Here is a 19,101-nt window from a genome sequence, read left to right as displayed (position 1 = left end):
AGAACCCATCAACAGCTGGTTTTTTGAAAAGTGGGACAGAGGTCAAATTATGGCGGGTAAGTGCATTATCGTGATGGGTGTGTGTGGTAGCGGCAAATCCAGCGTGGGTCTGAAAGTGGCCGAAGCGCTGGGCGCCAAGTTCATCGATGGTGATGACCTGCACCCCAAGGCCAACATCCAGAAGATGGCTGGCGGCAACCCCCTCAACGATGAGGATCGTGCCCCCTGGCTGGAGCGGATCCGCGACGCCGCCTACAGTCTCGAGCAGAAGAACGAGACCGGCATCATTGTCTGTTCCGCCCTCAAAAAGAAGTACCGCGACCAGATCCGCGAAGGCAACGAGTCGGTCAGCTTCATCTTCCTCGATGGCAGCCAGCCGCTGATCCTCGAGCGGATGCGTGCCCGCAAAGGCCATTTCATGCGTGAAAGCATGGTACAAAGTCAGTTCGATACTCTGGAGCGCCCGGATGGCGAAGCTGGTGTATTCCACATTGATATAGACGGCACCTTCGAACAGGTGGTTGACCGCGCCGTCACAGCATTGGAGCAAGCCCAATGATTCATCAGGTAATTTCCGACGTCACCGCCCGCATCCGCGAGCGCAGTGTCGCCCGTCGTCAGGCATTTCTGGCCCGCATCCAGCGTCAGGCAGAGCAGGGCAAGACCCGCGCCGCGCTGGCCTGCGGCAACCTGGCCCACGCCGTGGCCGCCTGCAGCAGTGACGAGAAGGGTCGCATTCTCGATATGACCCGCGCCAACGTCGGCATCGTCACCGCCTACAACGATATGCTGAGCGCCCATCAGCCCTATCAGGGCTATCCGGATCAGATCAAGGCGGTGCTGGCCGAGCTGGGCCACAGCGCCCAGGTCGCCGGCGGCGTGCCCGCCATGTGCGACGGCGTGACTCAGGGTCAACCGGGGATGGACATGTCCCTCTTCTCCCGCGACCTGATCGCCCAGGCGACCGCGCTCTCTCTTTCTCACAACACCTTCGATGCGACCCTGCTGCTCGGCATCTGCGACAAGATCGCTCCGGGCCAGATCATGGGGGCCCTCTCCCACGCTCACCTGCCGACTGCATTTGTTCCTGCTGGTCCCATGGCTAGCGGCATCAGCAATGACGAGAAGGTGAAGGTGCGTCAGAAGTATGCCGCCGGTGAAGTGGGTCGCGATGCCCTGCTGGAGATGGAGTGCGGCGCCTACCACGCGGCAGGCACCTGCACCTTCTACGGCACCGCCAACACCAACCAGCTGGTGTTCGAGGCCATGGGCCTGATGTTGCCGGGCTCCGCCTTTGTGCACCCGCATAGCGAGCTGCGCCGCGCCCTGACCGCCGAAGCGGCCCGTCGTATCAGCGCCATGATCCCGGGTTCCCCGGCCTATCGCCCGTTGAGCGAGGTGCTGGATGAGCGCTCGCTGGTCAACGGTCTGGTGGCCCTGCTCGCCTCCGGCGGCAGCACCAACCACAGCATCCACATGGTGGCACTGGCCCGCGCGGCCGGTCTGGTACTGACCTGGGATGACATCAGCGATCTATCCGACGTGGTGCCGCTGCTGGTTCGCATGTACCCGAACGGCCCGGCTGACGTCAACGCCTTCGAACAGGCGGGCGGCGTGCCCGGCCTGATGCGCCGTCTGGCGCAAGAGGGGCTGATCCACATGGATGCCACTCCGGTCTTTGGCGAGATGCAGGATTACCTCAGCCGTCCGGCACTGGTCGATGGCCAGCTGGTATGGCAGCCGGTGGGCGAGAGCGGCGACGCGAGCGTGCTGTCGCCTTCCGGCAGCGTATTCCAGGCCACCGGCGGCACCAAGCTGCTGGCGGGCAATCTGGGCCGCGCCGTGGTCAAGGTCTCCGCCGTGGCTCCCGAGTATCGGGTGATCGAAGCGCCAGCGCGGGTCTTCTCCTCCCAGCATGCGGTGGAAGCGGCCTACAAGGCGGGCGATCTTAATCAGGATGCCGTGATCGTGGTGCGCCACAATGGCCCGGCAGCCAACGGCATGCCGGAGCTGCACAAGCTGATGCCGGTGCTCGGCAACCTGCAGAAGGCGGGTTACAAGGTGGCGCTGGTCACCGATGGCCGCCTCTCCGGCGCATCCGGCAAGATCCCGGCCGCCATCCACGTCACCCCGGAAGCGCTGCACGGCGGGGCCATTGGCCTGCTGGCCGACGGCGATCTGCTGCGGGTTGATGCGGTAAACGGCAGCCTCGACTGCCTGACCGATTTGAGTGGCCGTATCCAGGCCGAGATTGACCTCACTCTGGAACAAGAGGGGTGGGGCCGTGAACTGTTCAGCGTGATGCGTCGCGCGGTATCGAGCGCCGAGTGTGGCGCCACCATCTTTGACTAAGGAAGAGCTATGCAGAACTGGAAAGTGACCCCGGCCGAGGTGTTTGCCGCCTCCCCGCTGGTACCCGTGATGGTTATCAACGAGCTGGATCAGGCCCTGCCGATGGCCAAGGCGCTGCTCGACGGCGGCATCTCTGTCTTCGAAATCACCCTGCGCACCCCGGTGGCGCTTGATGCCATCGCCCTCATTGCCAAGGCAATGCCGGATGCCATGGTCGGTGCCGGTACCGTGCTCAACTGCGAGCAGTTTGACGCAGCCGTTGCCGCCGGTGCCCGCTTCGTCATCTCCCCGGGGATGACGCCGGCCCTGCTGGCTCACGCGGCCAAGAGCACCGCGCCGCTGATCCCGGGTGTGGCAACTCCGTCTGAAGTGATGCAGGCGCTGGAAGCGGGCTATGACCACCTGAAGTTCTTCCCGGCCGAAGCGAACGGCGGCACCAAGGCGCTCTCTGCCATTGCCGCGCCGCTGCCCCAGGTGAAGTTCTGCCCGACCGGCGGTATCGGCCCGAAAAACGTGGCCGACTATCTGGCGCTCAAGTGCGTGGCCACCGTCGGCGGCTCCTGGATGCTGCCGGCCGATGCGGTCAAGAGCGGCAACTGGGAAGAGGTGACCCGCCTCTCCCGCGAAGCGGTTGAGCTGGTAAAACGCTAAGCATCAGTTGTGCCGAAAACCAAACAGGCCACCCTCGGGTGGCCTGTTTGTTATCGGCGTGATTTAAGTGGGTGAGGGAAGGGATTAACCCAGACTCTCCCCGACATAGAGGGAGAAGCCGATATCCTTGCGGGTGTCGGGTTGGGATTGGCCGCTGAGACGCGCCAGCAGCATGGTGGCCGCCTCCCGACCGATCGCTTCCCGCGGGGTGGCGATACTGGCCAGCTTGGGGGTCATGGCGTGGCCAATGTCGAGGGCGTTGCAACCGGCGATGGCGATCTGCTGGGGCACCGGGATCCACTTGGCCTGACACTGCAGCAGGGCGCCCACCGCCAGGTCATCGTTGGTGCAGAACAGGCCGTCGAGGTCGGGATAGCGCACCAGTGCCTGATCCAGCAACTCACCCCCCAGGGTGAAGCTGGAGGATTGTTCGGTCAGCAGATGCTGGCCGGTGAGGCCGAAGTCGGTCATCGCCTGATAGTAACCCTCCATCCGCAGCTGGGTACGCACGTCGAGCCGCGCTCCCAGATAGACCACCTTGCGTCGGCCCCGGTGCAGCATCTCTGTTACCATGGCCCGGGCCGCGGCTCTATGATCCATGCCGACCACCATGTCGATGGGGGTTTGCGGCAGATCCATGGTCTCCACCACCGGAATGCCGGCGGTGGCGATCATCTTGCGGGTGCGTTCGGTGTGCTGGCTGTCGGAGAGGATCAGCCCATCCACGTGATAGGAGAGCAGGGATGCGACCTGCTCCTCCTCCCGCTCCGGGCTGTAGCCGTAGTGGGCCAGCAGGGTCTGGTAACCGGCCGGTCGGGTCACCGACTCGATGCCGTGGATCACCGCCGAGAAGACCTGGTTGGAGAGGGAGGGGATCAGGATGCCGATCGCCTTGCTGGTCGCGTTGGAGAGAATATCCGGCGCCCGGTTGGGGATATAACCCAGCTCTTCCACCACAGCCGCGATCCGCTCGCGGGTCCCCTCCGATACGGTCTGCGGGTCGCGCAGATAGCGGCTGACAGTCATTTTGGTCACGCCGGTCTGGTCGGCGATATCTTGCAGGGTGGGGCGGCGCTTGCGGGTGGGGCTCATAGGGGTGTCCAGCGTGGATGTTACATGTAACATTACCGTTTTTGGCGGATAAAGTCAGCATATGAAGCCGTTTTTGCAGGAGTTTTCCGATGATCAGAGGCAAGCAGTTCGTGGATGTCCGGTTCGAACAACAGGATGTGGAGGGGGAGCAGTTCTCGGAGTGCCGCTTTATCGGCTGCAATTTCTCCTGGCTGGATCTGAGCGATAGCCGCTTCATCGACTGCAGCTTCTACGATCGGGAGAGTGAACGGGGCTGCCTGTTGCAGGGTTGCGATCTGCGCGAGGCCAGCTTCCTGCGCTGCGATCTCACCATGGCCGATTGCAGCCGCAGCCAGTGTCTGGGGTTGGAGATGCGCGACTGTCAGGCGGTCGGTATCAACTTCGGCCACGCCAGCTTCGCCAACCAGATCACCGCCAAAAGCTACTTCTGCGAGGCCCATCTGACCGGCAACAACTTCAGCTATGCCAGCTTCGAGGGCTGCCTGCTGGAGAAGTGCGAGCTGACCGGCAACCGTTGGCAGGGGGCCAACCTGTTTGGTGCCTCGCTTGCGGGTTCCGATCTCAGCGGCTCCGAGTTTGGCCAGATCGACTGGACCAGCTTCAAGCTGCAGGGCTGCGATCTGCGCCAGTGCGACCTGCCGGGGCTGGATCTGCGCCGGGTCGATCTGCAAGGGGTGCAAATTAACGAGGATCAGCAGCAGACCTTGCTGGAGCAGATCGGTCTGGTTGTCTTCCCCTGAGCCGAGCGGAAAATTAGGTAATTTTTCATCAAATGGGACCGACAATGGGGAGGGCGCTCCTGAAACGACAAAAGCCTGCGTGATGCAGGCTTTTGCTAGTGAGTGTGTGACGCGTTTGTCGGCCGGGTTAACTCAACCCTTGGCCAGCCATTTGGTCGGGTTGATCGCCTCGCCCTGATAGCGAATTTCGAAGTAGAGGCCCGGTCTGTCCTGACCGCCACTGTCACCGACCAGCGCCACCGGTTCACCCTGTTCCACATTCTGGCCAACCTGACGCAGCAGCGACTGATTGTGACCGTAGAGGCTCATATAGCCCTTACCGTGATCGATTACCAGCAGCATACCGAAGCCATCGAGCCAGTCGGCGTAAACCACCTGGCCCGGCGCGACCGCCTTGACCTGGGTTCCTTCGCTGGCGCCGATCAGGGTGCCTTTCCACTTGAGCTGGGCGGTGCGCGGCGAGCCGTAGGCGATGAGGATCGGCCCCTGTACCGGCCAGCGCAGGCTGCCATTGGTCTTGAGCCCGCTGTAGTAACCTGCGGTCCCAATCCCCGAGCCTCGCTCCGGTTTGGTACTGGACATCTCTTCGACCGGTTCTGCCGGTTTGACGGTTTTGTTCTGCTGGGCGGCAAGTCGTTGTTGCTCGGCGCGGCGCTGCTCGGCCAGCTTGCGCTGACGCTCCTGTTCCGCTTTCAGCTTGGCCAGCCGCTCCCGTTCGGCCCGTTCGCGGCGCTCCTGCTCTTCCCGCTGGCGGCGCAGCTCTTCCAGCCGGGCTTTCAGCGCCTTCTCCGCCTTGACCAGCTGGGTCAGCTTCTGCTCGTCATCCTGTACCGACTGCTGCAACTGGTTGCGCACCTTGGCCCGGCTCTGCTGGCTGGCCAGCAGGGTCTGGTGATGTTCCTGCTGTTCGGCAAGCAGGGTCTGCAGTCTGGTTTCGGTCTCTTTGGTGGCCTGCTGGTTTTTCGCCAGCTTGTCACGGGTGGCGCGCAGGGCGTCGATGGCCTCGATGCGGGCCTTGTTGAGGTAGTCGTAGTAGTCGAGGGAGCGGCTCAGTTTGGCCGGATCCTGCTGATTGAGCAGCAGTTTGAGGTAGTCGTGGTTGCCCGCCTGAAAGGCGCTCTCCGCCTGTTTGGCCAGCAACTGCTTTTGATGTTTGGCTTGAACTTCCAGCGCCAGCTTGTCTTTTTGCAGGGTCGCCAGCGTCTGCTGGTTCTGCTTCAACTGCTGCCTGGTCTGGTTGAGTTTGGCGGCGGCGGCCGAGATGGCCTGCTCGTCAGCCTTGAGCTGGGTATTGAGCTTGGCAAGCTCCTGCTTGCTGAGCTTGATGGTCTTCTGTTGCTCTTTGATCTGGGACTGCATGGTCCCCAGCTGCTGATTGGCGGCCAAAGCCGGTTTGCTGGCGCCAAACGACAGGCAAAAAAACAGCGCGCCGGCCAACAGGCCGACGCGACTGGTTTTCTGTGAAATAACTTCGCATCCCCGCATGGGGAAGGATTATTTCAGAATCATCAGGGGCTTGCCAGTCATTTCCGGCGGCACCGGCAGACCCATCAGGGTCAGCATGGTGGGGGCCAGATCGGACAGTTTGCCACCTTCAACCACCTCGGCTTTGCGACCGAAATAGATGAGCGGAACCGGCAGATTGGTGTGGGCGGTGTGGGCCTGACCTGTCTCTTCGTCCAGCATCTTCTCGGCGTTACCGTGGTCGGCAGTGATCAGGCACTCGCCACCCACTTCGGCCAGGGCGTCGGTGACGCGACCGATGCAGTGGTCAACGGCTTCACACGCTTTGACTGCGGCATCAAACACACCGGTGTGACCAACCATGTCGCCATTCGGGTAGTTACAGATGATGACGTCGTACTTGCCGCTCTTGATGGCCGCAACCAGCTTGTCAGTCAGCTCTTCGGAGCTCATCTCCGGCTGCAGGTCATAGGTCGCCACTTTCGGGCTGGCCACGATCTCGCGATCTTCGCCGGTGAAGCAGGACTCTTCGCCACCGTTGAAGAAGAAGGTAACGTGAGCATACTTCTCGGTTTCGGAGATGCGCAGCTGGGTCTTGCCCTGCTTGGCCAGCCACTCACCCAGGGTGTTGACCAGAGCGGTCGGCGGGTAGGCACAGGCGGTTTTGATGTCGGCCGCGTATTCGGTCAGCATCACGAAGTTCAGCTTCGGCTCGACTGCACGGGCGAAGCCGGTGAAGTCGGTGTCAACGAAGGCGCGGGTGATTTCACGGGCACGGTCGGCACGGAAGTTCATGAAAATCAGCGCATCACCATCTTCCATCGGGGCAGCTTCGCCGATGCGGGTGGCTTTGACGAACTCGTCGTTCTCGTCGCGAGCATAAGCGGCAGCCAGTGCTTCGGTGGCGCTCTCGGCGGTGAACTCGCCCTTGCCCTGGGTCATCAGGTCATAGGCTTGCTGCACGCGATCCCAGCGGTTGTCACGGTCCATGGCGAAGTAACGGCCGATCATGGAGGCGAAACGACCCTTGCCGAGCTTGGCGAACAGGGCATCGAACAGCTCGATGGAGGACTGGGCGGAGCGCGGCGGAACGTCGCGGCCATCCAGGAAGGCGTGCAGGTAGATCTTCTCGGCGCCACGCTTGGCAGCCATTTCGATCATGCCCATGATGTGCTCTTCGTGGCTGTGTACGCCACCCGGAGACATCAGGCCCATGATGTGAACGGCTTTGCCGTTGGTGACGGCAGCGTCAACAGCCTTGGCCAGCTCGACGTTCTGGAAGAATTCGCCGTCCTGGATGTCTTTGGAGATGCGGGTCAGCTCCTGATAGACGATGCGACCGGCACCGATGTTGACGTGGCCCACTTCGGAGTTGCCCATCTGGCCATCCGGCAGACCGACGTCCAGACCGGAGCCGGAGATCAGGGTGCTGGTGTAGTCACGGGCCAGACGATCGAGGTTGGGAGTCTTGGCGGCAGCGACGGCGTTGTGCTCTTGCTTGGTGCTGTAGCCCCAACCGTCCATGATGACCAGAACCAAAGGTTTCTTAGCTGTTGACATAAGACTATGTCCTCTCGGATTGGAAAAAATGCGGGAAATGAAACTAGCGTAATATTACTACATCTGCCGAAATAGTCACCTGATAGCCAAGGGGCGCTCCTGCTGCCCCGCAAGCCACGCCCTTCCTGCCATGATCGATGCCCAATGAGGATGGGAGCCTGCTCGCGCTTTGCCGCCAAGATGGCTGATCTTATCAATACCCCCATGTATACTCGGGCCCTTGTCTTGGTCCCTGGATAGTAGAAGATGCAAGAGTATTTGGATTTTGCGGCCCGTAACCCGCTGCTGACCGCAGCCTGGTTGGGTCTGGCTGGCACCCTGGTTTACACCACTGTGCGTGCCCGTTTGTCCCCGGTAAAAACCGTCAACAACCACACCGCGACCCTGCTGATCAACCGCGAGAATGCCACCGTGGTGGATATTCGCAGTCAGGAAGAGTATGCCAAGGGCCATCTGGCCGGTGCCCAGCACCTGCCGCTGACCCAGATCCAGAGCAATAATCTGGGCCCGGTTGAAAAGCATAAAGATGCCCCCATCATAGTGGTGTGCGAGTCGGGAATGACTGCGGGCGGCGCGGGCCGTCAGCTGAGCAAAGCTGGCTTCAAGCAGGTTTATGTGCTCGGCGGTGGCATGGCCCAATGGCGTGCAGAAAATCTGCCGGTAACCAAGAAACGCTGATTTAAGCAGGGCCTGAGCCCACTTATCCATATAACAAGGAATCAAACGAAATGGCTGACGAGATCAACAACCAGGAAGTACAACCGGAATTCCACATCCAGCGTGTTTACACCAAGGATGTCTCTTTCGAAGCGCCGAACACCCCGCACATCTTCCAGAAAGAGTGGCAGCCGGACGTCAAGCTGGATATGGATACCAAGACCAACATCCTGGCTGAGAGCGTGTACGAGGTTGTTCTGACCCTGACCGTGACTTGCAAACTGGAAACCGAAACTGCCTTCCTGTGCGAAGTACAGCAAGCCGGTATCTTCACTATCGGTAACCTGCCGGAGCCGCAACTGGCTCACTGCCTGGCTGCCTTCTGCCCGAACATCCTGTTCCCGTATGCCCGCGAAGCCGTGGCCAACATGGTGAGCAAGGGTTCCTTCCCGCAGCTGAACCTGGCACCGGTCAACTTCGATGCCCTGTTTGCCCAGCACATGGCGCAAGCTCAGGCCCAGCAGGCGACTGCGGAAGCCTGATAATGGCTGACCAGATCGCTATCTCGGTCTTGGGGGCGGGGTCTTATGGCTCCGCCCTTGCCATTTCTCTGGCGCGCAACGGTCATCCGACCCTGCTGTGGGGTCACGACCCCACCCATGTCGCCGAGCTGGAACAAGACCGCTGCAACAAGGCATTTTTGCCTGATGTCCCTTTTCCCGCCGATCTGCAGCTGACTGCGGATCTGCAACGTGCGGTACAGGCTGCCCCCGTGCTGCTGCTGGTCGTGCCAAGCCATGTATTTGGCGATGTGCTGACCCGGATCAAGCCCTTCCTGCGCCCTGATACCCGTATCGCATGGGCCACCAAGGGTCTGGAGCCGGACAGTGGCCGTCTGCTGCAGGATGTGGCTCGTGAAGTGCTGGGTGACGAGATACCGCTGGCGGTGATCTCCGGCCCCACCTTCGCCAAGGAGCTGGCTGCCGGTCTGCCGACCGCCATCTCTGTCGCCTCGACTCACGATGAGTTTGCCGACGATCTCTCCCATCTACTGCACTGTGGCCGCTCCTTCCGGGTCTATACCAATCCGGACTTCGTCGGTCTGCAGCTGGGTGGGGCGGTGAAGAACGTCATCGCCATCGGTGCCGGTCTCTCCGACGGGCTCGGGTTTGGCGCCAATGCCAGAACCGCGCTCATCACCCGGGGTCTGGTGGAGATGCAGCGTCTGGGTGCGGCGCTGGGTGCCGATGCCAAAACCTTTATGGGGATGGCGGGGCTCGGGGATCTGGTGCTCACCTGTACCGACAACCAGTCGCGCAACCGTCGCTTCGGGCTGGCCCTCGGGGCTGGCAAGGATGTGAACACCGCCATGACCGAGATCGGTCAGGTGGTGGAGGGGTATCGCAACACCAAAGAGGTGCATCTGCTGGCGGCCCGCTGCGGCGTCGAGATGCCCATCTGCGAGCAGATCTTCAAGGTGCTCTACGAGGGTAAGAACCCGAAAGAGGCGGCCATCGCCCTGCTGTCGCGAGACAAGAAGGACGAGTAATCTGCCGATTGCCCATGCAAAAGGCCCCGCCGGATGGCGGGGCCTTTTCTTTGCTGCAAGGGCTGCAAATCAGTAGTAGGAGTGGTCGCCGCGTTGGTGCTCGGTGGCGTCTTTCACGCCGTTGAGCTCACCCGGGAACTTCTCCAGCAGCTGCTTCTCGATCCCCTCTTTAAGGGTGTAATCGACCATGGAGCAACCGTTGCAACCACCACCAAACTGCAGGATGGCCAGTTTGTCTTCAGTCAGCTCGACTAGGGTGACCTTGCCACCGTGACCGGCCAGCATAGGGTTCACTTCGGACATCAACACGTACTCGATGCGCTCGATCAGCGGCGCGTCGTCGGCCACTTTACGCATCTTGGCGTTCGGTGCTTTCAGGGTGAGCTGGGAGCCCATCTGATCGGTCACGAAGTCGATGGTGGCATCCACCAGGAAGGGGGCGCTCAGGGGATCGACCATGCAGTCGAAGCCGCTGAAGGGCAGGTGTTGATCTTCCGGGTCCACGGCATCGGGCGGGCAATACGATACGCCACACTCGGCATTCTGGGTTCCCGGATTGACCACAAACACCCGGATATTGGTGCCATCAGGCTGTTTTTCCAGCAGTTTACGGAAATGGGCCTGGGCGGCGTCGGAAATGCTGATCATCACTATCCTCATAAACCTGAGTGTACGACTAGGGTATTCATGATAACGCGGTTATTAATGCTTGGGTAGCATGCCTATGGCTACTTGCTGTGCCGCAGGGTACGACAGATTGCCCACACTTCCACCTTTGTGATGCCGCTCTCATGGAGCAAACGGCTGAGCTGACCGGCGGTGGCGCCTGTGGTCACGACGTCATCGAGCAGGGCGACATGGCGATAGTGGTGGGGGCGGATCCGGAATGCCCCGCGCAGATTGCGCCGCCGCTGCCCGGCGCTCAGGGTTGTTTGTTGCGGGGTCGACTTGATGCGCTGCAGTAGGGTGTTGTCGCAGGGAATGTCGGTGAACTCGCCAAGGGCTTGTGCGATCTCCTCCGCCTGATTGAACCCACGCCGCCATTGCCGCCACCAGTGCAGGGGAACCGGAATGATCGCCTCCGGCGGCTCGCAGCCATCCAGATGATCGGCCAAGAGGCGTGCCAGTAGCGGTGCCAGCAGGATCTGACCGGAATATTTGAGCCGGGGGATCAGCATGGGGTAGGGGGCCCGGTAGTCGCCAATCACCTGCAACCGCTCCCAGGGGGGAGGTCTGCGCTGGCAGCGACCACAGACCGGTATGCTCTCTTCTATACAGGCAGCCAGCGGTGCGGCGCAGAGGCGGCATCTTGGCTCTGATTGATGCAACGCCTGCCGACACCAGCTGCAGAGCAGGGGCTCGTTGTCGCAAGGCTGATGGCAGAGCAGGCAACTCCCTTGCCAGTCACCGTGGCTGCCGAGCAGCGGGCTTGCTTTAGCGAGCAGTCGCTTTAACATGCTGACCCCAAGAGCATGAACAGGGATCTTGAGTCTAGATGAGCATATCGGTAGAGCAGTTTGGCCAGGGGCCCGATCTGGTGCTGTTGCACGGTTGGGGGATGAACGGTGCGGTCTGGCATGGCATTGCCCAACAGTTGGCGCCCCACTATCGGGTTCATCTGGTAGATTTGCCCGGTTTTGGCAACAGCCTGCTGGCAGACGAGGTGGATTACAGCCTGCCCTGGCTTGCCGAGCAGGTGGCTGCCATCTTGCCGCAGAAGTGTCATCTGCTTGGCTGGTCGCTCGGCGGTCTGGTGGCAAGCCAGTTGGCGCTGACGCATCCCGATCGGCTGCACTCCCTGATCACGGTAGCCAGCTCTCCCTGTTTCATGGCCCGCGATGAGTGGCCGGGGATCGCCCCCAAGGTACTGACCGGCTTCAACCAGATGCTGGCAGGGGATTTTCGCCAGACCATAGAGCGTTTTCTGGCGATCCAGGCCATGGGCAGTGAACACGCCCGGGACGATATCCGTCAGTTGCGCCACTGGCTGGCCGAGCGGCCGGCGCCCGCGTTTGCCGCACTCGAGGCTGGACTGACGCTGTTGGCCGAGATTGATCTGCGCGAACCGCTTCAGGAGCTGGATCTGCCCTGGTTGCGGATCTATGGCCGACTGGATTCATTGGTACCCAAGGCGGCCATTCCCCTGCTGGATGATCTCTACCCTGCCAGCCGCAGCGTGACCCTTAATAAGGCCTCACACGCACCTTTTATCTCCCATCCTGACGAATTCATTGAAATCGTTCGAGATTTTGTTGGCTAAAAAACAGCCTGCAAGCTTCATTAATCCTCTGGTCTGGCGGATAATTAAGCTGTGACCAGAGGAGTAACATCATGCGTATTGATTCTGCTTTCAACAGCGGGGTACAGGGATTTCAGCGAGCCGAGCAGATTGCCGACAAGGCATCCAATCAGATCGCCCGCCTCAACACCCCCAGCGGGGATCAGGTGCAAGTGACCGATGAGCTCGTCAATCTCAAGGTGGCCGAGCAGCAGGCTGGCGCTTCCGCCAAGGTAGTGCAGACTGCCAGCGATATGATGGGAACCCTGATCGACATCCGGGTGTGAGATGAACATCAATGTCAGTCTGCCTCCTCTTATCCCGACACAGCTGCAACCCCAAGTGGAAGCGGCGAGGACGGATAATCGCCGGGCAGAACTGATCCCGCAGGCCCGAGCGGGCCAAGCCTCCGTTGCCGAATCTGAAGTCGGCTCCCAGAAAGAGAAATCCAAAGCCGCTCAGGCCTCCAGCAATCAGACCTCCCAGAACAGCCGTGAAACCGGGCAACCAGCGCCGACGACACTGCCAGACAATCGCTTTGTTGAGGCCACCGGCGAGGATGGGCAGCGCAAGCAGCAAGATCCCAAACAGCAGGAGCAGCAACAGCGGCAAGAGCAGCAGGTTCAGGATCTTGTCGAGCGTGACAAGGAGGTTCGAACCCACGAGCAGGCGCACCAGTCAGCGGGTGGTGAGTACGCCAGCTCGCCCACCTATCAGTTTACGCAAGGGCCGGATGGCAAGCGTTATGCAACGGGTGGCGAAGTCCAGATCGATACCAGTGTCGTACCCGGTGACCCTGCCGCTACCATCGCCAAGATGCAGCAGATCCGCACTGCAGCGCTGGCGCCTGCCGAGCCTTCTGCGCAGGATTTGGCCGTTGCGCGCAGCGCCGCCGCGAGTGAGGCCAAGGCGCGCAAAGAGCTGATGGCCGAGCAGAGCGCGAAATCGGGCGGTGTGCTGAGCGCCTATATGGACAAGCGCAACAGCGTCATCGCGAGCCACTATCAACAGGCTGTCAGCCCGGCCTCTACCCAGTCCCTCAGTCTGCATATCTGAATCACCCTCGCCAAACTTTCAGCTGCTTTGCCTGTTTTGCAACTAACCTGAAGATCAGGCCCATTCCAATTTCACAGGAGCTGTCATGCATTTCGATGAAGTCAAAGCGGAAGATTTCACCACCTTCTCCCGTGTACCGCCCCCCCACCTGCAGATGGAGCAGTTTCTGATGCAGCTCGGAGGAGGGGGAACTGAAGGAACCAGTTTCAAGAAGAAAGTTATGTTGGCGGCAGGCTGGAGCCACACCGGCGTCGTCTCTTACGGCAAGTATCCGCAAGAGGCCTGCAAGGCATTCAACCGACTGCGGGAGGTGCTGGCCCAGCATGGAGAGCCCGAGAGCATTCTTGCTGCCCTGACGCAGTGATCCTGAGCTTCGCGTGTAAAAAAGCCCCTTGAGGGGCTTTTTGCATTCAGAGGCGTTCCGGACGGTTTCGTTACTTTTTCGCTTTGGAGAGCGCTGCCGCGAAGGCGTTGCCCATGGCACCACCCATAGGGGGGCTTTGGCGCGGCTCATTTCTTGGTTTGGTGTTGCCAGCACAGCTGTTGCGCGCTTCAGCCGGCTTGCGGGCGGGCTGCCCTGCCTTTTCGTCGAGGCGCATGGTCAGGCTGATCCGCTTGCGCGGGGCGTCCACCTCCAGCACCTTGACCCGCACAATGTCGCCGGCCTTGACCACCTCACGGGGATCCTTGACGAAACGGTCGGTCAGGGAGGAGATGTGCACCAGCCCGTCCTGATGAACACCGATATCGACGAAGGCGCCGAAGTTGGTGACGTTGGTGACCACCCCTTCCAGCACCATCTCGGGCACCAGGTCGCTGATCTGCTCCACCCCTTCCTTGAAGGTCGCTGTTTTGAACTCGGGGCGCGGGTCGCGGCCCGGCTTGTCCAGCTCGCCGATGATGTCGGTGATGGTGGGCACGCCGAATTGCTCATCGGTGTAATCGGCCGGTTTCAGGCTGCGCAGCAGGCTGCTGTTGCCGAGCAGGCTCTCCACGGTCTGCTCCAGCTTGGCGAGGATCCGCTCCACGACCGGATAGGACTCCGGGTGTACAGCCGAGCTGTCGAGGGGATTGCTGCCGCCTCGAATGCGCAGGAAGCCGGCGCACTGTTCGAAGGCTTTGGGGCCGAGTCGGCTCACTTTCAGCAACTGCTGACGGCTCTTGAAAGCGCCGTGCTCATCCCGATAGGCGACGATGTTCTGGGCCAGCGTTTGGGAGAGGCCGGAAACCCGGTTGAGCAGGGCGACCGAGGCGGTGTTCACATCGACCCCGACCGCGTTCACGCAATCCTCGACCACGGCATCCAGCCGGCGGGCCAGCTGGCTCTGGCCGACGTCGTGCTGATACTGGCCCACCCCGATACTCTTGGGATCGATCTTGACCAGCTCGGCCAGCGGGTCTTGCAGGCGGCGGGCGATGGAGACGGCGCCACGGATCGAGACGTCGAGATCCGGGAACTCCAGAGAGGCGAGCTCGGAGGCGGAGTAGACCGAGGCCCCCGCTTCGCTCACCACTATCTTCTGCGCCTTGGCGGCGGGGTAGCGCTCGAACAGGTCGCTGACCAGCCGGTCGGTCTCCCGCGAAGCGGTACCGTTGCCGATGCTGATGAGCTCGACCTTGTGTTTCTGGCACAGCTCGCTCAGGGTCTTGAGGCTCTGATCAATCTGGCGTTTTGGTTCGAACGGATAGATGGTGGCGTGATCGACCAGTTTGCCGGTGGCATCCACCACGGCAACCTTGACCCCGGTGCGGATGCCCGGATCCAGCCCCATGGTGCAGCGCATGCCCGCTGGGGCCGCCATCAGCAGATCCTTGAGGTTCATGGCGAACACCTTGATCGCCTCCTCCTCTGCCGACTCGCGGATGCGACCGATCAGCTCGGTCTCCATTTGAAGCGACAACTTGATCTTCCAGGTCCAGCTCACTACCCCCTGCAGCCATTTGTCGGCCGGGCGGTTCTGCAGATTGAGCTTGAGGTGGTGGGCAATGATCCCTTCGCAGGGGCTGGTACTCTCGTCGTCACCGGTGACCAGCGCCAGATTGAGGATCCCCTCATTGCGGCCGCGCAGCATGGCCAGCACCCGGTGGGAGGGGGCCTTGTGCAGGGGTTCGTCGTGTTCGAAATAGTCCTTGAACTTGGCCCCTTCCTGCTCCTTGCCTGCCACCACGCGGGCGCGCAGGGTGGCATTTTGCCACAGGTAGTCGCGCAGCTTCTCCAGCAGGTCGGCCTGCTCGGCGAAGCGCTCCATCAGAATATAGCGGGCGCCGTCGAGGGCAGCCTTGCTGTCGGCAATGCCCTGTTCGGGATTGAGGAAGGTGGCTGCAGCTTGCTCGGGATCCTGCATCGGGTCGCTGAGCAGCAGGTTGGCCAGCGGCTCCAACCCGGCTTCGATCGCCATCTGCCCCTTGGTGCGGCGTTTGGGCTTGTAGGGGAGGTAGAGATCTTCCAGCCGGGTCTTGCTGTCGGCACCATTCAATTCGCGCATCAGCTCGGGGGTCAGCTTGCCCTGCTCTTCGATGGAGCGAATGATCACCTGACGGCGATCTTCCAGTTCACGCAGATAGCCGAGGCGGCTCTCTAGGGTGCGCAACTGGCTATCGTCCAGACCGCCGGTCACCTCTTTACGGTAACGGGCGATAAAGGGCACGGTCGAGCCTTCATCCAGCAGGCGCACTGCGGCCTGCACCTGCTCCGGGCGAGCATTGAGCTCACCGGCAATCTGTCTCTCTATGGTTTGCATCATGATGTTGTTGAGGGCCTCTGTGGTCGAGTCCGCGCCATCAGGCGCCAAGTGTGAGCACTATATGGGGTCGTGTTGCGGGATGCCACCCTGCGCCGGGGTCTGCACCCGTCAGACTGATAAGTCGCAGGGGAGAGCGCATATCTTGCCATTGCACCTGTGACTCAGGATGTGCCTGTGGCAAGCAGCTCACCAGTAGTCCGGCTATTTGGGGTAGCTGATCTCGTTGATATACCAGCAGACGTCACCAACTGGCGTACGGACGATGGCTTCATCACCGACCTCTTTCTTGAGCAGGGCGCGGGCCATGGGGGAGTCGATGGAGATGTAATCCTTGCGCTCGAAGATCTCGTCATAGCCGACGATGCGAAAGCGCTTGGTCTCGCCCTCTTCGTTTTCCACCTCGACCCAGGCACCGAAGAAGACTTTGCCCTCCTGCGCGGGGGCATAGTCGACGATCCCCAGCTCTTCGAGACATTTGCGCAGGTAACGCACCCGCCGATCGATCTCCCGCAGTCGCTTCTTGTTGTACTGGTAGTCGGCATTTTCGCTGCGATCCCCTAGGCTGGCGGCCCATGCCACCTTTCTGGTGACCTCGGGGCGCTCCTGACGCCAGAGGAAATCGAGCTCTTCTTTCAGCTTGTTGTAGCCTTCGCGGGTGATCAGCTTTGTCTTCATGGTGATGCGGACCTGGTCAAAGAGGGGTAATCATCGCTAACTGCTCGGGAATATTAGCTTTTGTCCTCCTTCTGTCGAGAGAAATTGCGCCAGCTTGGCGGGAGCCATTCAGCGGTACTGGTCTGGAGGAGGGCTTGACGGCCGTCACGCTCTGATCATGGGTAATAACCGGTAACATATTTATGCTTTTCTCCCGCGATATCCCCCCCTAGTATGGTGGGCAGCGAAAGAATGAAGAGGCAAAGCAATGAGTCAGCAGCAATACAAGGTCCTGGTCGTGGACGATGACCTGAAATTACGTTCCCTGTTGGAACGCTATCTCACCGAGCAGGGATTCGTGGTGCGCGGCGTGGCTAATGGCGAACAGGCCGATCGCCTGCTGACTCGTGAAAACTTCAGCCTGATGGTGCTCGACCTGATGCTGCCGGGGGAGGATGGACTCTCCATCTGCCGCCGTCTGCGCGAGGCTGGCAACCAGATCCCGGTGCTGATGCTCACCGCCAAGGGGGATGAAGTGGATCGCATCGTCGGGCTCGAGATGGGGGCTGATGACTATCTGCCCAAACCGTTCAACCCCCGCGAACTGCTGGCGCGGATCCGTGCCGTGCTGCGCCGCCATACCGTCGAGCTGCCGGGGGCTCCCTCGGCTGCAGAGAAGGTGGTCAACTTCGGTGCCTTCCAGCTCAATCTGGCGACCCGCGAGCTGAGCCGGGATGGCGAGCCGATGGCGCTCACCAGCGGTGAATTTGCGGTGCTCAAAGTGCTGGTCAGCCATCCGCGCGAGCCGCTCTCCCGCGACAAGCTGATGAATCTGGCCCGTGGCCGCGAATACACCGCCACCGAGCGCAGCATCGACGTGCAGGTCTCTCGCCTGCGCCGCCTGCTCGAGCAGGATCCGGCCCAGCCCCGCTACCTGCAGACCGTCTGGGGTCTGGGGTATGTGTTCGTGCCAGATGGTGACGGTGCATGAAAAAGGTCGGCAGCATGTTCTCGCGCATGCTCTGGTTTCTGGCCGCCGTTCTGGTGGTCTATCAAGCAGTCTCCTACGTCACCTTCTACAACTATCTGCTGGCACCCACCGTCAAGCAGATCAGTCACTTGCTGGCCAATCAGGTCAAGCTGATCTTTCCGGTCAACACTGAACAACTGGCGCTGAGCGAAGATGCCGAGGCGCTGGTCTATGTGACGACCGGTACCGACATCTATACCCAGAGCGAGGCGGTGCAGCATGGCTTCAACGATGCCAAGCCGTACCCCTATCTGGAGGAGAACATCAGCCGCGAACTGGGCGGCCCGGCCAAGGTGCGGGTCGAGATCCAGGATCACTACATCATCTGGATCCAGCCGCCGCAGGCCAGCAAAATCTGGGTGCGGATCCCGCTGACCGAGATTGAAGATGACGATATCGAACCCCTCATCATCTATCTGAGCGTGTTGTTGGTGATCACCCTGTTTGCGGCCTGGCGTTTTGCCCGGCAGTTGGTACGCCCGCTCGAGGATCTCGAGGCTGGTGCAGTTGCGGTGGCCAGAGGCCATTTCCCGGAGGCGCTGGGGGAGCTGGGATCACGGGAAGTGCGGCGACTGACCCGCACCTTCAACCACATGTCGCACTCCATCAAGAGCCTGATCGAAGAGCGTAACCTGATGATGGCGGGGGTTTCCCACGATCTACGCACCCCGCTGACCCGCATCCGGCTGGCGACCGAGATGATGTCCTCCGGTGACGAGTACCTCAAGGAGAGCATCAACGCCGACATCGATGAGTCGAATGCCATCATCGATCAGTTCATCGATTACATCCGCCCGGATGAGGGTCAGGATCTGGAGCCGATCGATCTGACCCAGCTGGTGCACGATACCTTGCTGATCTACTCGGAGCAGGGGCTGGAGGTCGATCTGGCGCTGCCGCAAGAGGCGGTGCGGGTGGCCTGCAATCCGGTCAGTATCCGGCGGGTGTTGAACAACCTCTCAAGCAACTCGCAGCGTTATGGGGCGAGCCGCTTGCATGCCGAGCTCAAGGACGATGGGCACTGGGTGCGCTTGCGCCTCTCCGATGATGGCCCCGGCATTCCGGAGCAGGACTATTCCCGGGTGCTCAAGCCGTTTACTCAGGGGAATGTGGCGCGGACCGTCGGCGGTAGTGGGCTGGGGTTGGCTATCGTGGCCAAGATAGTCGCCCAGCACCACGGCACTATCCGGCTGGGAAGCTCGGATCTCGGCGGCTTGCTGGTCGAGATGCGGCTGCCGAAACATCAGCCACAGGAGTGGATGGATTGAGAGAAG

At 61.1% G+C, this 19,101-nt stretch carries 20 protein-coding genes; 13 read left to right on the top strand and 7 right to left on the bottom strand.

What is annotated here, in order from left to right; genetic code table 11:
* Window positions 1–49: 49 nt before the first annotated feature.
* From G5193_RS14640 to G5193_RS14630, 3 genes are read left to right on the top strand one after another with little or no spacing between them, the layout of a single operon-like run.
* Window positions 50–559, top strand: a complete 510-nt coding sequence (locus G5193_RS14640; RefSeq protein ID WP_005340649.1) for a gluconokinase — start codon at window positions 50–52, stop codon at window positions 557–559.
* Window positions 556–2,352, top strand: coding sequence for a phosphogluconate dehydratase (edd, locus tag G5193_RS14635; RefSeq protein ID WP_421206246.1), 1,797 nt, complete (start codon window positions 556–558; stop codon window positions 2,350–2,352). The genes G5193_RS14640 and edd overlap by 4 nt, the downstream gene beginning before the upstream one ends.
* A 9-nt stretch (window positions 2,353–2,361) precedes the next feature.
* The gene (locus G5193_RS14630; protein WP_005342660.1) at window positions 2,362–3,003 is read left to right on the top strand and encodes a bifunctional 4-hydroxy-2-oxoglutarate aldolase/2-dehydro-3-deoxy-phosphogluconate aldolase; all 642 of its coding nucleotides are present in this window, start codon (window positions 2,362–2,364) and stop codon (window positions 3,001–3,003) included.
* 84 nt (window positions 3,004–3,087) lie between these two features.
* Here G5193_RS14630 and G5193_RS14625 read toward each other — a convergent pair whose 3' ends face one another.
* Entirely contained in the window at window positions 3,088–4,095 is a 1,008-nt protein-coding gene (locus tag G5193_RS14625; protein WP_421206245.1) for a substrate-binding domain-containing protein, read from the bottom strand.
* 89 nt (window positions 4,096–4,184) lie between these two features.
* On the opposite strand from G5193_RS14625, the gene G5193_RS14620 reads away from it, so the two are divergent.
* On the top strand, window positions 4,185–4,835 hold the full coding sequence (locus tag G5193_RS14620; RefSeq protein WP_042059194.1) for a Qnr family pentapeptide repeat protein: 651 nt from the start codon (window positions 4,185–4,187) through the stop codon (window positions 4,833–4,835).
* Window positions 4,836–4,967: 132 nt separating this feature from the next.
* Here the strand turns inward: G5193_RS14620 and envC are convergent, their stop codons facing one another.
* Together envC and gpmM are read right to left on the bottom strand one after the other, a co-directional pair.
* Window positions 4,968–6,320: a murein hydrolase activator EnvC gene (gene envC, locus G5193_RS14615; RefSeq protein WP_421206244.1), complete on the bottom strand. Its 1,353-nt coding sequence runs from the start codon at window positions 6,318–6,320 to the stop codon at window positions 4,968–4,970.
* Between the two features lie 9 nt (window positions 6,321–6,329).
* Complete coding sequence (gpmM, locus tag G5193_RS14610) at window positions 6,330–7,859, bottom strand: 2,3-bisphosphoglycerate-independent phosphoglycerate mutase (protein ID WP_005356867.1); 1,530 nt, start codon at window positions 7,857–7,859, stop codon at window positions 6,330–6,332.
* A gap of 246 nt (window positions 7,860–8,105) precedes the next feature.
* Here gpmM and G5193_RS14605 point away from each other — a divergent pair, with 246 nt between their 5' ends.
* The 3 genes from G5193_RS14605 to gpsA are packed head-to-tail and all read left to right on the top strand — an operon-like array spanning window position 8,106 to window position 10,065.
* Window positions 8,106–8,537 (top strand): rhodanese-like domain-containing protein, encoded by a 432-nt coding sequence (locus tag G5193_RS14605; protein ID WP_005340640.1) that lies wholly within the window; start codon window positions 8,106–8,108, stop codon window positions 8,535–8,537.
* A gap of 50 nt (window positions 8,538–8,587) precedes the next feature.
* Window positions 8,588–9,058, top strand: a complete 471-nt coding sequence (secB, locus tag G5193_RS14600) for a protein-export chaperone SecB (RefSeq protein ID WP_042054222.1) — start codon at window positions 8,588–8,590, stop codon at window positions 9,056–9,058.
* Between the two features lie 2 nt (window positions 9,059–9,060).
* Complete coding sequence (gpsA, locus tag G5193_RS14595; protein ID WP_236767761.1) at window positions 9,061–10,065, top strand: NAD(P)H-dependent glycerol-3-phosphate dehydrogenase; 1,005 nt, start codon at window positions 9,061–9,063, stop codon at window positions 10,063–10,065.
* 69 nt (window positions 10,066–10,134) lie between these two features.
* On the opposite strand, the gene nfuA is transcribed toward gpsA, so the two are convergent.
* Complete coding sequence (gene nfuA / locus G5193_RS14590) at window positions 10,135–10,713, bottom strand: Fe-S biogenesis protein NfuA (RefSeq protein ID WP_005340636.1); 579 nt, start codon at window positions 10,711–10,713, stop codon at window positions 10,135–10,137.
* A gap of 80 nt (window positions 10,714–10,793) precedes the next feature.
* Window positions 10,794–11,522, bottom strand: coding sequence for a ComF family protein (locus tag G5193_RS14585; protein ID WP_421206243.1), 729 nt, complete (start codon window positions 11,520–11,522; stop codon window positions 10,794–10,796).
* Window positions 11,523–11,560: 38 nt separating this feature from the next.
* On the opposite strand from G5193_RS14585, the gene bioH reads away from it, so the two are divergent.
* The 4 genes from bioH to G5193_RS14565 all read left to right on the top strand — a co-directional run bounded on the left by bioH (window position 11,561) and on the right by G5193_RS14565 (window position 13,763).
* Window positions 11,561–12,325 carry a pimeloyl-ACP methyl ester esterase BioH gene (bioH, locus tag G5193_RS14580; RefSeq protein ID WP_100652342.1) on the top strand — a complete coding sequence of 255 codons (765 nt, stop codon included), beginning with the start codon at window positions 11,561–11,563 and terminating at the stop codon, window positions 12,323–12,325.
* A gap of 71 nt (window positions 12,326–12,396) precedes the next feature.
* Complete coding sequence (locus tag G5193_RS14575) at window positions 12,397–12,630, top strand: flagellar basal body rod C-terminal domain-containing protein (RefSeq protein ID WP_005340632.1); 234 nt, start codon at window positions 12,397–12,399, stop codon at window positions 12,628–12,630.
* Window position 12,631: 1 nt separating this feature from the next.
* Window positions 12,632–13,399, top strand: coding sequence for a putative metalloprotease CJM1_0395 family protein (locus G5193_RS14570; protein WP_421206242.1), 768 nt, complete (start codon window positions 12,632–12,634; stop codon window positions 13,397–13,399).
* Between the two features lie 85 nt (window positions 13,400–13,484).
* Entirely contained in the window at window positions 13,485–13,763 is a 279-nt protein-coding gene (locus G5193_RS14565; RefSeq protein WP_005355353.1) for a hypothetical protein, read from the top strand.
* 70 nt (window positions 13,764–13,833) lie between these two features.
* Here the strand turns inward: G5193_RS14565 and G5193_RS14560 are convergent, their stop codons facing one another.
* On the bottom strand, window positions 13,834–16,143 hold the full coding sequence (locus G5193_RS14560; protein WP_421206241.1) for a Tex family protein: 2,310 nt from the start codon (window positions 16,141–16,143) through the stop codon (window positions 13,834–13,836).
* A gap of 201 nt (window positions 16,144–16,344) precedes the next feature.
* Window positions 16,345–16,818 (bottom strand): transcription elongation factor GreB, encoded by a 474-nt coding sequence (greB, locus tag G5193_RS14555; protein WP_005355349.1) that lies wholly within the window; start codon window positions 16,816–16,818, stop codon window positions 16,345–16,347.
* Between the two features lie 247 nt (window positions 16,819–17,065).
* Here greB and ompR point away from each other — a divergent pair, with 247 nt between their 5' ends.
* Window positions 17,066–17,788, top strand: a complete 723-nt coding sequence (ompR, locus tag G5193_RS14550) for a two-component system response regulator OmpR (RefSeq protein WP_005340625.1) — start codon at window positions 17,066–17,068, stop codon at window positions 17,786–17,788.
* Entirely contained in the window at window positions 17,785–19,095 is a 1,311-nt protein-coding gene (gene envZ, locus G5193_RS14545) for a two-component system sensor histidine kinase EnvZ (RefSeq protein ID WP_005340624.1), read from the top strand. Before ompR ends, envZ begins: the two co-directional genes overlap by 4 nt.
* Window positions 19,096–19,101 lie beyond the last annotated feature (6 nt).

The organism is Aeromonas sp. 601027 (assembly GCF_049174455.1).
GTDB lineage: Bacteria > Pseudomonadota > Gammaproteobacteria > Enterobacterales > Aeromonadaceae > Aeromonas > Aeromonas veronii_A.
Note: the sequence above shows the minus strand (reverse complement) of the source record. Positions and strands in the feature narration are given on the sequence as shown.

Bases quoted from the DNA above. Each gene is read 5' to 3' on its own strand.
- G5193_RS14640 (WP_005340649.1), top strand. From the start codon at position 50: ATGGCGGGTAAGTGCATTATCGTGATGGGTGTGTGTGGTAGCGGCAAA.
- edd (WP_421206246.1), top strand. From the start codon at position 556: ATGATTCATCAGGTAATTTCCGACGTCACCGCCCGCATCCGCGAGCGC.
- G5193_RS14630 (WP_005342660.1), top strand. From the start codon at position 2,362: ATGCAGAACTGGAAAGTGACCCCGGCCGAGGTGTTTGCCGCCTCCCCG.
- G5193_RS14625 (WP_421206245.1), bottom strand. From the start codon at position 4,095: ATGAGCCCCACCCGCAAGCGCCGCCCCACCCTGCAAGATATCGCCGAC.
- G5193_RS14620 (WP_042059194.1), top strand. From the start codon at position 4,185: ATGATCAGAGGCAAGCAGTTCGTGGATGTCCGGTTCGAACAACAGGAT.
- envC (WP_421206244.1), bottom strand. From the start codon at position 6,320: ATGCGGGGATGCGAAGTTATTTCACAGAAAACCAGTCGCGTCGGCCTG.
- gpmM (WP_005356867.1), bottom strand. From the start codon at position 7,859: ATGTCAACAGCTAAGAAACCTTTGGTTCTGGTCATCATGGACGGTTGG.
- G5193_RS14605 (WP_005340640.1), top strand. From the start codon at position 8,106: ATGCAAGAGTATTTGGATTTTGCGGCCCGTAACCCGCTGCTGACCGCA.
- secB (WP_042054222.1), top strand. From the start codon at position 8,588: ATGGCTGACGAGATCAACAACCAGGAAGTACAACCGGAATTCCACATC.
- gpsA (WP_236767761.1), top strand. From the start codon at position 9,061: ATGGCTGACCAGATCGCTATCTCGGTCTTGGGGGCGGGGTCTTATGGC.
- nfuA (WP_005340636.1), bottom strand. From the start codon at position 10,713: ATGATCAGCATTTCCGACGCCGCCCAGGCCCATTTCCGTAAACTGCTG.
- G5193_RS14585 (WP_421206243.1), bottom strand. From the start codon at position 11,522: ATGTTAAAGCGACTGCTCGCTAAAGCAAGCCCGCTGCTCGGCAGCCAC.
- bioH (WP_100652342.1), top strand. From the start codon at position 11,561: ATGAGCATATCGGTAGAGCAGTTTGGCCAGGGGCCCGATCTGGTGCTG.
- G5193_RS14575 (WP_005340632.1), top strand. From the start codon at position 12,397: ATGCGTATTGATTCTGCTTTCAACAGCGGGGTACAGGGATTTCAGCGA.
- G5193_RS14570 (WP_421206242.1), top strand. From the start codon at position 12,632: ATGAACATCAATGTCAGTCTGCCTCCTCTTATCCCGACACAGCTGCAA.
- G5193_RS14565 (WP_005355353.1), top strand. From the start codon at position 13,485: ATGCATTTCGATGAAGTCAAAGCGGAAGATTTCACCACCTTCTCCCGT.
- G5193_RS14560 (WP_421206241.1), bottom strand. From the start codon at position 16,143: ATGATGCAAACCATAGAGAGACAGATTGCCGGTGAGCTCAATGCTCGC.
- greB (WP_005355349.1), bottom strand. From the start codon at position 16,818: ATGAAGACAAAGCTGATCACCCGCGAAGGCTACAACAAGCTGAAAGAA.
- ompR (WP_005340625.1), top strand. From the start codon at position 17,066: ATGAGTCAGCAGCAATACAAGGTCCTGGTCGTGGACGATGACCTGAAA.
- envZ (WP_005340624.1), top strand. From the start codon at position 17,785: ATGAAAAAGGTCGGCAGCATGTTCTCGCGCATGCTCTGGTTTCTGGCC.